The 13,653-nt window shown below is 59.4% G+C and carries 16 protein-coding genes; 8 read left to right on the top strand and 8 right to left on the bottom strand.

The window, feature by feature from the left end; genetic code table 11:
* Window positions 1–69: 69 nt before the first annotated feature.
* Window positions 70–240, bottom strand: a complete 171-nt coding sequence (locus tag ACSQ9D_RS17665; protein WP_436283259.1) for a hypothetical protein — start codon at window positions 238–240, stop codon at window positions 70–72.
* A gap of 130 nt (window positions 241–370) precedes the next feature.
* On the opposite strand from ACSQ9D_RS17665, the gene ACSQ9D_RS17660 reads away from it, so the two are divergent.
* The gene (locus ACSQ9D_RS17660; RefSeq protein WP_436283258.1) at window positions 371–1,402 is read left to right on the top strand and encodes an IS110 family transposase; all 1,032 of its coding nucleotides are present in this window, start codon (window positions 371–373) and stop codon (window positions 1,400–1,402) included.
* A 374-nt stretch (window positions 1,403–1,776) separates the two neighbouring features.
* Here ACSQ9D_RS17660 and ACSQ9D_RS17655 read toward each other — a convergent pair whose 3' ends face one another.
* Window positions 1,777–2,808 carry an IS110 family transposase gene (locus ACSQ9D_RS17655; RefSeq protein WP_436283257.1) on the bottom strand — a complete coding sequence of 344 codons (1,032 nt, stop codon included), beginning with the start codon at window positions 2,806–2,808 and terminating at the stop codon, window positions 1,777–1,779.
* Window positions 2,809–3,123: 315 nt separating this feature from the next.
* On the opposite strand from ACSQ9D_RS17655, the gene ACSQ9D_RS17650 reads away from it, so the two are divergent.
* Both ACSQ9D_RS17650 and ACSQ9D_RS17645 read left to right on the top strand, forming a co-directional pair.
* On the top strand, window positions 3,124–3,861 hold the full coding sequence (locus tag ACSQ9D_RS17650; protein WP_436283256.1) for a DUF1223 domain-containing protein: 738 nt from the start codon (window positions 3,124–3,126) through the stop codon (window positions 3,859–3,861).
* Between the two features lie 366 nt (window positions 3,862–4,227).
* Window positions 4,228–4,629 (top strand): DUF2794 domain-containing protein, encoded by a 402-nt coding sequence (locus ACSQ9D_RS17645; RefSeq protein ID WP_436283255.1) that lies wholly within the window; start codon window positions 4,228–4,230, stop codon window positions 4,627–4,629.
* Window positions 4,630–4,635: 6 nt separating this feature from the next.
* On the opposite strand, the gene ACSQ9D_RS17640 is transcribed toward ACSQ9D_RS17645, so the two are convergent.
* From ACSQ9D_RS17640 to ACSQ9D_RS17625, 4 genes are all read right to left on the bottom strand, one after another.
* A complete protein-coding gene (locus ACSQ9D_RS17640) occupies window positions 4,636–5,193 on the bottom strand; it encodes an N-acetyltransferase family protein (protein ID WP_436283254.1) in 558 nt (185 codons plus the stop codon).
* A 111-nt stretch (window positions 5,194–5,304) separates the two neighbouring features.
* Window positions 5,305–6,033 carry a Bax inhibitor-1/YccA family protein gene (locus ACSQ9D_RS17635; RefSeq protein ID WP_037116392.1) on the bottom strand — a complete coding sequence of 243 codons (729 nt, stop codon included), beginning with the start codon at window positions 6,031–6,033 and terminating at the stop codon, window positions 5,305–5,307.
* A gap of 178 nt (window positions 6,034–6,211) precedes the next feature.
* Entirely contained in the window at window positions 6,212–8,755 is a 2,544-nt protein-coding gene (locus tag ACSQ9D_RS17630; RefSeq protein WP_436283253.1) for an ABC transporter permease, read from the bottom strand.
* A complete protein-coding gene (locus ACSQ9D_RS17625) occupies window positions 8,752–9,459 on the bottom strand; it encodes an ABC transporter ATP-binding protein (protein WP_436283252.1) in 708 nt (235 codons plus the stop codon). Before ACSQ9D_RS17625 ends, ACSQ9D_RS17630 begins: the two co-directional genes overlap by 4 nt.
* A 53-nt stretch (window positions 9,460–9,512) precedes the next feature.
* On the opposite strand from ACSQ9D_RS17625, the gene ACSQ9D_RS17620 reads away from it, so the two are divergent.
* Together ACSQ9D_RS17620 and thpR are read left to right on the top strand one after the other, a co-directional pair.
* Window positions 9,513–10,157: an arylesterase gene (locus ACSQ9D_RS17620; protein WP_436283251.1), complete on the top strand. Its 645-nt coding sequence runs from the start codon at window positions 9,513–9,515 to the stop codon at window positions 10,155–10,157.
* Between the two features lie 68 nt (window positions 10,158–10,225).
* The gene (gene thpR / locus ACSQ9D_RS17615; RefSeq protein ID WP_436283250.1) at window positions 10,226–10,819 is read left to right on the top strand and encodes an RNA 2',3'-cyclic phosphodiesterase; all 594 of its coding nucleotides are present in this window, start codon (window positions 10,226–10,228) and stop codon (window positions 10,817–10,819) included.
* Here the strand turns inward: thpR and ACSQ9D_RS17610 are convergent.
* Window positions 10,726–11,226, bottom strand: coding sequence for a low molecular weight protein-tyrosine-phosphatase (locus ACSQ9D_RS17610; RefSeq protein WP_436283249.1), 501 nt, complete (start codon window positions 11,224–11,226; stop codon window positions 10,726–10,728). The two genes, thpR and ACSQ9D_RS17610, sit on opposite strands and share 94 nt — an antisense overlap.
* A gap of 35 nt (window positions 11,227–11,261) precedes the next feature.
* On the opposite strand from ACSQ9D_RS17610, the gene ACSQ9D_RS17605 reads away from it, so the two are divergent.
* Both ACSQ9D_RS17605 and ACSQ9D_RS17600 read left to right on the top strand, forming a co-directional pair.
* Window positions 11,262–11,567, top strand: coding sequence for a 4a-hydroxytetrahydrobiopterin dehydratase (locus tag ACSQ9D_RS17605; RefSeq protein WP_436283248.1), 306 nt, complete (start codon window positions 11,262–11,264; stop codon window positions 11,565–11,567).
* A 51-nt stretch (window positions 11,568–11,618) separates the two neighbouring features.
* A complete protein-coding gene (locus ACSQ9D_RS17600; RefSeq protein WP_007794295.1) occupies window positions 11,619–12,008 on the top strand; it encodes a YkvA family protein in 390 nt (129 codons plus the stop codon).
* Window positions 12,009–12,021: 13 nt separating this feature from the next.
* Here the strand turns inward: ACSQ9D_RS17600 and ACSQ9D_RS17595 are convergent, their stop codons facing one another.
* Window positions 12,022–12,582: a sigma-70 family RNA polymerase sigma factor gene (locus ACSQ9D_RS17595; protein WP_037116376.1), complete on the bottom strand. Its 561-nt coding sequence runs from the start codon at window positions 12,580–12,582 to the stop codon at window positions 12,022–12,024.
* 333 nt (window positions 12,583–12,915) lie between these two features.
* Between ACSQ9D_RS17595 and ACSQ9D_RS17590 the strand changes: the two genes are divergently transcribed.
* Window positions 12,916–13,479 (top strand): invasion associated locus B family protein, encoded by a 564-nt coding sequence (locus tag ACSQ9D_RS17590; protein WP_436283247.1) that lies wholly within the window; start codon window positions 12,916–12,918, stop codon window positions 13,477–13,479.
* The last annotated feature ends 174 nt before the right edge of the window (window positions 13,480–13,653 follow it).

Genomic DNA, 13,653 nt, shown 5'->3' with positions numbered 1-13,653 from the left:
GGAGAAAGCGAACACGGTGTAAAATTGAATGGTTGGTCGTCCCCTCAGCGACCGTCTTACCAGTCAGAGCTATCCAGTGCCGGGAGCAGGGTTGTCTTCGCGGTCGACAGGTGTCGCCGCATAGTGGGTCTTCGCAGGTAGGACCTTCCTATGTTTTTGGCGCAGCTCGATGAGGTGCAGCCGCCGGAACGGGATGATCCAACCCACGTCCGCAGCAGGGACGCTCAGTGCCTCAAACATGGGGTAATCGCGGCGCGATCGTCCCAGGCCACTTTTCTCAGATGATGGCTGGCGGGGGTGGTTGCCCCCGATAAGATGGAAAAACGGGCTCACGATTGGAACCGGGCCCAAACATCAAGTGGAGGCAACCATGGACCAATATATAGGGCTCGACGTTTCGTTGAAAGATACTGCGATCTCGATCAGACAGGACGGGCAGCGGATATGGCGGGGGAAGTGCCCTTCTGACCCAAAACTTCTGGCGCAGATGATCCGCAAGCACGCCCCGCACGCCAGGCGCGTCGTATTCGAGACGGGGCCGTTGTCGACGTGGTTCTATCACGCCCTGACGGCCGAGGGGATGCCGGCGATCTGCATTGAAGCGCGGCACGCACAAAAGGTATTGAACGAGACGCTCAACAAGACCGATGCCAATGATGCGGATGGCTTGGCGCAACTTGCCGAAGCCGGCTTCTACAAGGTGGTCCGGGTAAAGGCGTTCGATAGCATGCTGACGCGCACGCTGGTGGGCGCCCGCAATCAGCTCCTGAGCATTTCGATCCAGATCAGCAACCAGATCCGCGGGTTGATGAAGACGTTCGGTCTTATCGTACCCAAAGGAAGAGGACGGGTGTTTGATGGCAATGTGAGGGAACTCGTAGATGGGAATGACAGCTTGGCAAGGATTATATTGCCGCTGCTTGAGGCGTGGCGCGACATCCGCAAGCGCACGGCCGATCTTGATCGCCAATTGCTTGCGGCTGCACGGGAGAGCCAGGCGACAAAGCTGTTGATGACGATTCCGGGTATAGGCGCCATCACAGCCGTCTCCTATGTCGCGGCGATTGAAGATCCAGAAAACTTCAGAACGTCGCGCTCGGTTGGCGCCTGGTGCGGGCTGACAACGCGGCGCTACCAGTCAGGCGAGGTCGATTATGATGGCCATATCTCGCGAAGAGGCGACAACCATTTGCGCGGACTGCTTTATGAAGCGGCGACGGTGATCCTCACGAGGACCAGTGCCAGGAACGAGAGCAGTCTCAAAAGATGGGGGCTCAAGCTGCGTGAGCGGTTGGGCTTCAAGCGCGCTGCGGTGGCGGTTGCCCGAAAGCTTGCCGTCATCATGCACAGCATGCTCAAAACAGGAGAGATGTTCAACGCATTGGCTGGCGCCACCGCATAAGCGAAGTGTCAGCCTTCCTCCCTCAGCGCGTCAAACCCGATTTGAGGCACTGAGCGTCCCTGCTGCGGACGTGGGTCGGATCATTCCGCTTAACCTGGCTGCAGCTCATCGAGACTGCGCCTCAAACATTAGGAAGGTCCTACCTGCGAAGACCCATTGTGCGGCGTCACTATGTCGACCGCGGAGACAACCCTGCTCCCAGCACTGGACAGCTCAAAAAATATCACCGCTGAGGACCGACTCAACCAATGGATTTACGTCGCTCTGCATCTACCGCAGAACGGCGACGATGCCGAACGCTCAAACACCTTGACGAAGGGAGTGCGATTATACAACCAGGTTTGACGCGCCGAGGGAGATGGCTGGCGTGTCGCTTACGCTGTGGCGCCAGCCGATGCATGGAATACTTCTCCTGTCTTGAGCATGCTGTGCATAATGACCGCGAGCTTTCGGGCGACGGCCACCGCGGCGCGCTTGAAGCCCAAGCGCTCACGCAGCTTAAGTCCCCAGCTCTTGAGGCGGCTTTCGTTATTGGCTCTGGTTCTCGTGAGGATCACCGTTGCTGCTTCATAAAGCAGGCCCCGCAGATGGTTGTCGCCTCGTCGCGAGATATGGCCGTCATAGTCGACCTCGCCAGACTGGTAACGCCGCGTTGTCAGCCCAAGCCAGGCGCCAACCGAGCGCGACGTTTTGAAGTTATCTGGATCTTCAATCGCTGCAACGTAGGATACCGCCGTGACGGCGCCGATACCCGGAATCGTCATTAGAAGCTTCGTCGCCTGGCTCTGTCGCGCCGCTGCGAGCAATTGGCGATCGAGATCAGCCGCCCGCTTGCGTATGTCGCGCAACGCATCGAGCAGAGGCAATATGATCCTTGCCAGGCCGTCATTCCCATCCAAGAGTTCCCTTACATTGCCATCAAATACCCGACCTGTTCCTTTGGGAATGATGAGACCGAACGTCTTCGTCAGGCCGCGAATCTGGTTGCTGAGCTGGGTCGAGATGCTCAGAAACTGATTGCGAGCCGCCACCAGCGTGCGCGTCAGCATGCTGTCGAACGCCTTTACCCGGACCGCCTTGTAGAACCCGGCTTCGGCCAACTGGGCCAATCCATCCGCATCATTGGCGTCGGTCTTGTTGAGCGTCTCGTTCAGGACCTTTTGCGCGTGCCGCGCTTCGATGCAGATCGCGGGAACCCCTTCTGCCATCAGTGCATGATAGAACCACGTTGACAATGGCCCCGTCTCAAACACAACGCGCTTGGCGTGCGGGGCGTGCTTGCGGATCACCTGCGCCAAGAGCTTTGGGTCAGAAGGGCACTTCCCGCGCCATATCCGCTTCCCGTCTTGTCGGATCGAAATCGTGGTATCTTTTAATGAAATGTCCAGCCCTATATATTGGTCCAAAGTTGCCTCCATTTGATGTTTGGGCCCGGTTCCAATCGTGAGCCCGTATTTCCATCTTATCGGGGGCAACCACCCTCGCCAGCCATCATTTTAAAAATGGCCTGGGACGATCGCGCCGCGATTACCCCATGTTTTTGGTTGTGCGCGAGGTATCGGTTGCCCGGTCACGACGATGTGTTTCAGCTTGGCTTCCACGAAGCTTGGTCTCACCCGTTCGTGACTTTCCGTTTGGACCGAGAACCACTATCTCTACGTTCATACATCGGAACCTGCGGCGAAGCGTGGCGGTAGGTACTGAATAAAAAGGTGCAGTGAATGTCCCCGCGGTTTCTGATTTCCATGGTTGCAGGTGTGGCGCTTGCCGGCCCACTTTTTGCCCAGGACACGCCGAAAGGTGTGGTTGAACTCTTCACCTCGCAGGGATGTTCTTCTTGTCCTCCAGCCGATGCGGCATTCCGCAAGCTCGTCGAGGCCGGCGGCGTTATCGCTCTCGCCTATCACGTCGATTACTGGAACTATATGGGATGGGCCGATACGCTGAGTTCCAAGGAGAATACGGAGCGGCAGTATGGCTACGCGCAGACGATGGGACGCGCCAACGTCTATACGCCGCAGGTCATCATCAACGGCCGCGACCACGTAGCGGGAGCCGATCTTGGCGCGATCAACAAGAAGATCGATGGCTATGCAGCCGAAGGCATGGGGTTGTCCGTGCCGGTGACTGCGCAGGTGCGCGACGACCAACTCGAGATCAAGATCGGCGCAGGACAGGGCAAAGCCAATGTCGTCATGGTCTACTTCAATCGCGAGAAGACCATCGACGTCGAGAAGGGCGAGAACAGCGGACAGAAGATTGCATACCTCAACAGCGTTGCCGATGTTGAGACCGTCGGCATGTGGGAGGGCAAGGAAACGAGCTTGACGCTGCCGGCCAGCGTGATGCAGAAGCCGGACCTTGAGGGCTGCGCGATTCTACTTCAATCCTCCACCGCCGATGGCAATCCATCTGCGATCCTCGGAGCGACGGTTGTCATGGCCGGGAAGAACATCTGACCGTTTCATCTGCTTCTGCGGATGGAAAACGGGGCGGCCCGGCTGATCGTATTCGGGGCTGGGGTTAAGGTCGATACGGTCAGCCGGGCCCTTTGGCGCGCTGGCGCCAAACTCACACACAACCGTTTCAGCAGACCAAATCTGGCAGAAGATCATGCGCAATTCGGGTGCGACGACGGGTCCGAACGAGCCCGCGGCGCAGTCGTGAGGGAATTTCCCTTGCAAATGAGGCGCTGTTTTGACTGAATTGCGGCGCTCGGGAGATTGCACAGACTATGATTAATGTGACTGATCGCCTGCTTGCAATTTATAAACGCTAAGGCAAACTGTCATTCTCCTGTCACGAGCGGAGGCACAGGGAGACTGATGACAGATCAGCCGGATTTGCGGCGCGGCGAAAGCCGGTCGGCCGAGAACAGTTCCTCAGTCGTCATAGATCTCAAGGAGTACAAGCAGAGCAAGGACCCACCGCCGGTCACCTTTCATCGTCGCGAGCTCGACGCGATCCTGTGGATTTACGGCCGCATGGTCGGCGAGGGTGAGTGGCGGGATTACGCGATCGATCATCTGAAAGACTGCGCCATCTTCTCGGTTTTCAAGCGATCGGGCGAAATGCCGCTTTTTCGGATCGAGAAGAATCCGAAGCTTGCCGCCAAGCAGGGTGCCTATTCCGTTTTAAACACTCACGGCGTCATCCTGAAGCGCGGGCACGAGCTGCAGCAGGTTTTGAAGGTCTTCAATAAGGCCTTGAAGCTGGTCGAGAAATAGCTCGGCTCAAGTTTTGAACAGGATCCCTGGATAAGTCGAGGCATCGGGGTCCGTGGCCGCGCCTTCACCAAGGGCGCGCTGCATGATCATCGTATCGAGCCAGCGTCCGTGCTTGTAACCTGTTGCTCTCAGGCGGCCGGTTTCCTCAAAGCCCAATGCGCGATGCAGGGCAATCGATGCCGGATGTGCGCCGCCGATCACGGCCACCATCTGGCGAAAGCCGAGATCCGTGCAGCGTCGGATCAGTTCGGCAAGCAGCAGCCTTCCAACGCCCCTGCCGCGTGCTTCAGGCCCCAGGTAGATCGAATCTTCAACCATCCAGCGATAGGCCGGCCGCGTCCGGAAGGCTGAGGCATAGGCGTAACCGAGCAGGCTGCCATCCTCATCGATGGCGGCGATGTAGGGATAGTTCTGGCCCGTGATGCCGGAAAATCGCGCCGCCATCTCGCTCTGCTCCGGCGGGACGATCTCGTAGCTTGCGACACCATTCAGCACGGATTCGCGATAGATGGCCGTGATGGTGGGGAGGTCGAATGGGGAAGCGTCACGGAGGAAGATGGGCATTGGGTCGGCCGGGAGGATATGAACAATGGACCGTTCCAGAAATCATTCTCCGTATGACCAGGCAACAAAAAAGGCGGCCGAAGCCGCCTTTTTCGACAACATCCCGGTTCCTTACTTGCGGTCGCCCATGAACTGCAGGAGGAACATGAAGAGATTGATGAAGTCGAGATACAAGGTCAGTGCACCCATGATCGCCTTGCGGCCGGCAACTTCCGCGCCGTCGGCTTCGTAATACAGCTCCTTGATGCGCTGCGTATCGTAGGCGGTCAGGCCGGCGAAGATCAGCACGCCGATCACAGAGACCGCGAACTGCAGGGCAGACGACGCCAGGAAGATGTTCACGATCGACGCGATGATCAGACCGAAGAGGCCCATGATCAGGAACGAGCCCATGGCGGAGAGATCACGCTTGGTCGTGTAGCCATACAGCGAGAGCGCGCCAAAGGAGGCAGCCGTCACGAAGAACGTCTGCGTGATGCTCGATTGCGTGTAGACCAGGAAGATCGACGAAAGCGACAGACCCACCAGCGCGGCATAGACCCAGAAGGTCGTCTGCGCGGCGGCAACGCTCATGCGGTTAATCCTGAAGCTCAGGAAGAACACGGCGGCCAGCGGGGCAAGGATGACCACCCAGCGGAGCGGCGACTGGAAGAGCAGTACGCCAAACTGCGTCAGTTGATTGTCCCGGACGGCGAAATTGAAGCCGAGATAGGCGGCCACACCCGTGATCGCCAGACCCAGCGCCATCAGGTTGTAGACCTTGAGCATATAGCTGCGTAGGCCCTGGTCGATCATCTCGCCAGTTTGTACGCGGCCTTGGTAATTACGAAGGTCAGCCATAGTTTCCTCTTATAAGCTCCGGTGTGGACACGGTGGCGGGCGCGTAACCCGGGCGCCGCTGCGGAGCCCAGCAAGCCTGCACACAATATGAGCCTTTCGCCTTTCGCAAACAAGGCCCTTGCAACCCGCGATCGGGTTAAATCGCCGTAAGGTGAAGGGAATGTCTCCGTTTGGTCAATTAGAGCTCGCGCAAAACGGGTGCCGCTTTCTGGCCGAGGATGCGCCAAGTGCCGATGAGTCCAATGCCGACGGTGAGCACCAGCGCCGTTATGAGTGTCAGGCCGGCGACGTCGGGCAGGAAGTGCGAGGGGATGCGCATGATCCGGGCGGTGATGAACCAGGCCGCGACCCCGCCGGCAAAGAGGGCGAAGACTGCGGTTGCTGCCCCGAGAATGAGGTATTCGTAGCAGAAGGCGCGGATCAGCATTCGTCGCGTCGCGCCCAGTGTCTTGAGGACGACCGCATCATGGGTGCGGGCGCGGTTGCCGGCAGCCAGAGCGCCGGCAAGAACGAGCACCGAGGCGATAAGTGCAACGGAGGCGGCGGCGCGGATCGCGGTCGCAAGCTGCGCCACCAGTGTGTTGACGATATCGATCGCATCCTTGACCCGCACGCTGGTGATCGTCGGATAGGTATTTGTCACGGATTTGAGAATCGCGGCCTCCTGGGTAGAGGTCGCGGTCGGGTCGGTGAGCGTCGCCAGCCAGGCGTGCGGGGCGCCGCGGAACGTATTCGGCGAGAACACCATCACGAAGTTGATGGAAAGCGATTCCCACTCGACCTTGCGCAGATTGGCGATCTTGGCTGTGATGTTACGCCCAAGCACGTTAACGGTGACGGTGTCGCCGATCGTCAAGCCGAGTTCCTTCGCTTCCTCGGCAGAAAAGGACACAAGCGGCTCACCGCTATAATCCTTCGGCCACCATGAACCCTCGCTCAACGATGCATTTTCCGGCAGTGTTTCCGAATACGTGATGCCGCGGTCACCGCGCAGGACCCACTGGCCGCCCGGCGGAACTTTCCGCTTCGTCACGTCCTCGCCGTTGAGGGCGAGGATGCGGCCGCGCAGCATCGGCACCTCGACCAAGTGGCCATCCGGGGAACTGGCTTTGATGACGCTACGGAATCTCTCGAGTTCCGATCCCTGAATGTCGACGAAGAAGAAGTTCGGCGCGCCGGCGGCCATGCGCCCGGTCAATTGCTGCCGCATGTTGCCGTCGATCAGGGTGAGGGTGACGAGCAGTGCAAGGCCAAGACCGAGAGACAGGACGACGGAGGGCGTCAGCGCGCCGGGCCTATGGATGTTGCCGATTGCGAGCCGCAGGGCGGGTGAATTCACCCGGGGGCTGCGACGCGCGAGCCAAGCGATACCGGCAGCGACAAGCCGCAAGATCACGAAGGAGAAGGCGATCGCCCCGACAAAGACGATCGCGATGAATCGATCGTGAGCGGTCACGATGGCAAGACCGGCAAGGGCAAGGAGAAAGACCGCGGCAAGAAGGATGTAGGGCCACGACGGCAGCCCCCGCGCCTCGAAACCTTGTTCACGGAAGAGAGCTGTCGCCGGAACCTCGCGGGAATGTCCGAGCGGCATGATGGCAAAGGCCAGCGTTGTCAGAATGCCGAAAAGGACGGCGAGGGACAGGGCCCCGGGGTAGAACGTCAGATCGGTGGTAACAGGCAGGAATTGCGCCAGAAATTGCGACGCCACGATTGGCGCCAGCGCTCCGATGACGAGGCCGATGACCATGCCGCCCAAGGCAATGATCGCGATCTGGAACAGGTAGATCAGGACCACGGTCGCTGCCGGCGCGCCGAGGCACTTGAACGTTGCAATCGTCGTGCGCTTGGAATCCAGGAAAGCACGCACAGCGTTTGCGACGCCGACACCACCGACGATCAGGGCCGTCAGTCCGACCAGCGTTAGAAATTGCGAGAAGCGCTCAATGTTCTCGGTTAGCGAAGGCGCTGCCCGATCGCTCGTGCGGATCGACCAGCCGGCGGACGGAAAGTCCTTCGCAGCCCGATCGCGGATCGTGGATCTCTCGGCCGGGTCGTCCATGCGGATCTTGTAAACGTGCTCGACCAAACTGCCGGTCTGGATGAGGCCGGATGCCTTGAGCGCGTCCCTGCTCACGAGGAGGCGGGGTGCGAAGCCGAAACCTTCCGAGACCGCGTCGGGCTCAGTCTTGATCGTGCCGGTGATGTTCAGGATGACATTGCCGAGCAGGATCTCGTCGCCAATGGAGAGGCCGAGCCGCTCGAGCAGAAGCGGCGCAGCCACTGCGCCATAGGTGCCGCTCTGCCCGGATAGGAGCGCGTGCAACGGATAGTTCGGATCGGCTTCGAAGGTACCGTAGAGTGGGTAAGCGCCGTCGACCGCCTTGACTTCGACCAGGGCCTGATCCGAGCCGTCGGGCTTGCGCGCCATCGAGCGCAGGCCAGTCGACGCCGACACCTTTCCGAAGCCGCGCAGGAAGCCCATTTCGGCTTCAGTCGCCTCGCGGTTGTTGAGCTCGAAGCGCACGTCGCCGGCAAGGATCTCCTGACCCTGCGTGGCGATCGTGTCGGTGATCGACTGCGAAACCGAATTGACCGCCGCAATGGCGCCGGTGCCGAGGGCGATGCAGGCCAAAAAGATGTAGAAGCCGCCGAGCCCGCCGCGAAGCTCGCGGAGCGCGAGGCGAAAGGCAAGGGAGACGCGCGGGGTCAGCAATGTCATGCAATCGCCGCCTCGGGCTGCACTGGCGCACTATCGCCCTCGATTTGGCCGGAACGAACCCGAATCTGCCGGGAACAGCGTTTGGCAAGGGCGGTGTCATGGGTGACAAGCAGCAGCGTCATGCCGCGCTCAGCCTGCTTCGAAAACAGGAGATCTGCAATCTGGCGGCCGGTGTCGGTGTCGAGGTTGCCGGTCGGTTCGTCGGCAATCAGCAATGCCGGCGAGGGTGCGAGGGCGCGGGCAATTGCCACGCGTTGCTGTTCGCCGCCGGAAAGCTGGCCAGGATAGTGGTTCAATCGATCGCCAAGACCAACGGATTTCAATTCGCGGCGTGCGATTTCGAAGGGGTTGGGAAGGTTGGCAAGCTCCAGCGGCACAGCAACGTTTTCCAGCGCCGTCATGTTGGCAATCAGGTGGAAAGATTGGAAGACGATGCCGATGTTGCGGCCACGGAAGTCGGCCACAAGGTCTTCACTCAGGGCATGCAATGGTGTGCCGCTGACATTGATCTCGCCACTATCGAGTTTCTCAAGCCCTGCAAGCACCATCAGCAACGTCGATTTGCCAGAGCCCGACGGTCCTACGATGCCGACCGACTCTCCGGCGGCAATCGTCAGGTCGATGCCCTTCAGCACATGAACGGAGGCGGCGGCGCTGCCAAGCGTCAAATCGGCGCGCTTCAACTCGATGATGGTTTTTGCCAACAGTATTCGCCCTATATAGATGCCGATCGTCTTGCCAATCTAGGGAAAGCGGAATGAGATTTAAAGTTGCCGGCCTTCACATCGCCGTCATTGTTGCTTCGCTGATCTTTGCGGCCGCGGCTAGCGCACGGACCATCAGCCTGGTCGGCTTTGGAGACAGCCTGATGGCGGGCTACCAACTCCCTTCCGGCGATGGCTTTCCAGAAAAACTGCAAGCAGCACTGAAAGCCAAAGGGGTCGACATATCGATCGCCAATGCGGGAGTGTCCGGCGACACCACGACTGGCGGTCTTGCGCGGATCGACTGGTCGATCCCTGACGGCACCAATGGCGTGATTCTCGAACTGGGTGCCAATGATGCGCTGCGCGGCATCCCTCCCGAAGAAAGTGAAAAGAACCTCGATCAGATGATTGCCCGGCTAAAGGAGCGTGGGATTGCCGTCCTTCTCGTCGGTATGCTGGCGCCTCCGAACATGGGCGGGGACTATGCGGCGCGCTTCAACCCGATCTACCAGAAACTTGCGCAAAAACATGGCGTTGCGCTCTATCCCTTCTTCCTCGACGGCGTTGTCCTCAATGCCGGTCTGCAGCTTGAGGATGGGATGCACCCCAACAGCAAGGGGGTTGATGTGATGGTCGAAAGGATGGAGCCGGCTATCACGCAATTCTTGGCAACGATTTCTACTGTGAAGAATTAGGGGCTTGCACAGGTGCCCAATGCGTGATTCCGTGTGAGCACCTGCAAAAGATTCGGGGAGTGCTCGTGATGCCGAGACTTTTTACCGCCCTCGAAATTCCGCGCAATGCCGCGATGAGCCTCTCATTGCTGCGCGGTGGTCTCCCTGGTGCAAGATGGATCGATGTGGAAAATTACCACATCACTTTGCGGTTTATCGGCGATGTCGATGGACGGACGGCAGACGAAATTGTCGATCGGCTCGACCGCATCGACCGGCCCGAATTCCAGATCCGTCTGGATGGTATCGGCGCATTCGGGTCCAAGAAGCCGCATTCGGTCTGGGCCGGCGTCTCGCCTTCGGCCGAGATGTATGCGCTACAGGCCGAAATCGAGCGGATCTGCCAGCGTGTCGGATTGCCGCCGGATCCCCGTAAGTTCACGCCGCATGTCACGCTCGCGCGGCTGAAATCGTCGCGGGTCGACGATGTGGTGCAATATCTGGCCGGTCGCGGAAACTTCCAGACCTCGGCCTTCACTGTTCCCCGCTTCGTCCTGCTGTCGTCAAGGGAATCGGTCGGCGGCGGTCCCTATCTGACGGAAGAGATCTTCCCGCTCCACGAGGCATTGTCTGTTCCCAGCGTCTCCAGCAGCTTCCTGCAGCCGGTGAAGAGCCTGGCGTAGACAAGTTCGAACTCGTCCCCGCCGCCATAATAGGGGTCGGGTATATCCTCGCCGCTCGCCAATGCGAAATCGCCGAATAGGTGGATGTTTGTGGCTTCCGGGCGGATCCGATGCAGTTCGGCGATATTTGTGCGATCCATCGCGAGTATCAGGCCGAAGTCACTGAAATCCTCCGTCGTTATCCGACGGGCGCGTTGCCGGGAGATCTCTATCCCGTGACCTCTGGCCGTCGCGATCGAACGCTGATCCGGATGCTCGCCTTGGTGCCAGCCACCGGTGCCGGCAGAGCCGATCTCGAAACGATCAGCAAAGCCGGCCGCGTCGACAAGATGCGAGAAGATGCCCTCGGCAAGGGGAGAACGGCAGATATTGCCCATGCAAACGAACAGGATGCTAATGCGTTTCATCTGTGGTCCATGATGGAAAGAGGAGGGACAATCGCATGAAACGGGAAAAACTGGAACGGCAGGCCATCGCTGCCGAGCTCGCCAAGCTGGATGGCTGGTCGCTCGATGACACCGGCACGTCGATATCGCGAAGCTTCAAGTTTCGCAATTTCGTCGAGGCTTTCGGCTTCATGACCGAAGCGGCGCTCGCGGCCGAAAGGCTCAATCATCATCCCGAGTGGTTCAATGTCTATTCGCGCGTCGAGGTGAAGCTCAACACCCACGATGCTGGCGGCCTGACCGAGCTTGACTTCCGGCTGGCGACGGCGATGGAGAAGGCGGCAGCACGCCGGCTTGATTGAATCCGGTGCAGCCATCACCATATGTGCGCGTGAACGAAAGGACCAATCGGGATGGACGACGTCAAATTCGGTGAGATCCTTCTGCCGGGTGACGATGATACCCAGAGCCGGCGCGAGCAGACTGTGCGCAAGAAATTCTGGCCGACCTTCAAGAAGGCCGTGCGGCAGATTCCATTCGCGCGCGATGTCGTTGCCGCATTCTATTGCGCGATGGATCCGCAGACGCCGACGAGGGTGCGCGGCGTGCTTCTGGCTGCGCTTGCCTATTTCGTCATGCCGATCGACATGATCCCTGATGTTTTTGCCGTGATCGGTTTTTCGGACGACGTAGCAGTCCTTTCCGCCGCCTTCGCGATGGTCAGCAGGCACCTGCAGCCGAGGCATTATGAAGCAGCAGACCGTGCGCTCGCCGACAAGCCTGAAGGCATGAAGACGATCTAGCCGCGTCGGTACGTCAGGCGCTCTCGGCCTCAAGCACCTTCCTGAGTTTTCCGAAGGCAAGCCGGATGCGGGACTTTACGGTCCCGAGCGGCAAGCCCGTCGCCTCCGCGATCTGCGAATGGGATTGGCCGAGAAAGAACGCGGCGCGGAGCATTTCCCGTTGTTCTTCCGGGAGTTGGCTGACAGCGGCGCGCACGTGGGCGTCGCGATCGTCGTTTGCGAGGATCTCGTCGGCGCCGCTTTCAGCGACCGGCTGCAATGCCGGGTCTGCCCGATCCAGGACATGCGCTCTGGCCCGACGCTGAAGATCGATCCGCCGGTTGCGGGCAATGCGAAAAAGCCAGGTCGACAGGGACGATCGGGTTGCATCATAGAGCCCCGCCTTGTGCCAAAGCACGATCATCACTTCCTGAACGAGTTCTTCTGCCTCGCTGCTTGCCATCCTTTGACGTAGTAACCAAGATTTGAGGCGCGGTGCGAAGTAGTCGAATAACACGGCGAATGCTTCCTGGTCGCGGCGTTCGGCAACGGCCCTGGCGAGGGCGGCGAAGCGCTGTTTCTCCTCGGCATTCATGTTGCGTGCAAAGTCCCCTGGCTCAGCGAATTCTCCAACGGATTTCCAACGCTTATTGACGTACAACGGTTTCTGAAAAGGTCAAACTCTTGCCTGAATCTTTATGTCTTAAATCACTCATGACGATGGTCTGCGTGCCCACGCGGCATCACGCCATCACGGGCGAGGCGCCAGCGCCCGACGTTGACACTTGGGCGAAAATGACACAGGCAGGGACTTCTCGCAGTCCCTGTTGACGCTTTGGTAACCTGAATTAAGTCAAAATAAAGCAGATCGTGATTATGCGCCGCCCGTTCGCCTCGGGCTCGAATCGCAAGAACCGGCAGGATATCCATGTTTGTAAGAAGTACCGCAATCGCCCTTTCCATCGTTCTCACCGGCGCCGGCATTGCATCCGCTCAGTCCAAGAAGTCGCAGCCTGCAGCGCCGGCAGCGCAGCAGCAGGCTACGCCGGCTTCGACGGCGCCGACACGTATCCAGCAGTTCCAGGCCTGGGGCGCCTATTCGTACAAGTCCGGCGCGAGCACCGTCTGCTACGTGCTGTCTGTGCCGACGGAAAAGAAGCCGGCGGGCATCGATCACGGTGACAACTTCTTCATCGTCTCGCAGCGTCCCGGCCAGAACATTTCCTACGAGCCGCAGGCAATGATGGGCTACACGGTCAAGGAGAACTCGAAGATCGATGTCGTTATCGACAACAAGACCTTTGTGATGTTCACCAAGGACAAGGCCGGCTGGGTTGAGAACGCAGCTCAGGAGCCGGCACTCGTCGCGGCCATGAAGACCGGTCACGCGATGACCGTCAACGCTACGTCTCGCAAAGGCACGTCGACCTCCTACAGCTATTCGCTCTCCGGCATTTCGGCCGCGCTGAAACAGGTTGAAGGCTGCAAATAAGCGGTTCGTGACTGTTCATTGAATTCGAAGGCCGGCCTTGCGCCGGCCTTCGTCGTTTTCCATCTCTAGTGACGCGCGGCAAAAATGATGCTAAAGGCCCGCACAATAGCGGATAGATCGCGGCTTTGCCGCCGTACTCCGCATTCAACTCTGCCATCATGCCCTCCGTGCCCG

The organism is Rhizobium sp. LjRoot258, assembly GCF_964254185.1.
In the GTDB taxonomy this organism is placed as follows: Bacteria; Pseudomonadota; Alphaproteobacteria; order Rhizobiales; family Rhizobiaceae; genus Rhizobium.
This window is presented reverse-complemented; position numbering and strand designations above follow the sequence as displayed.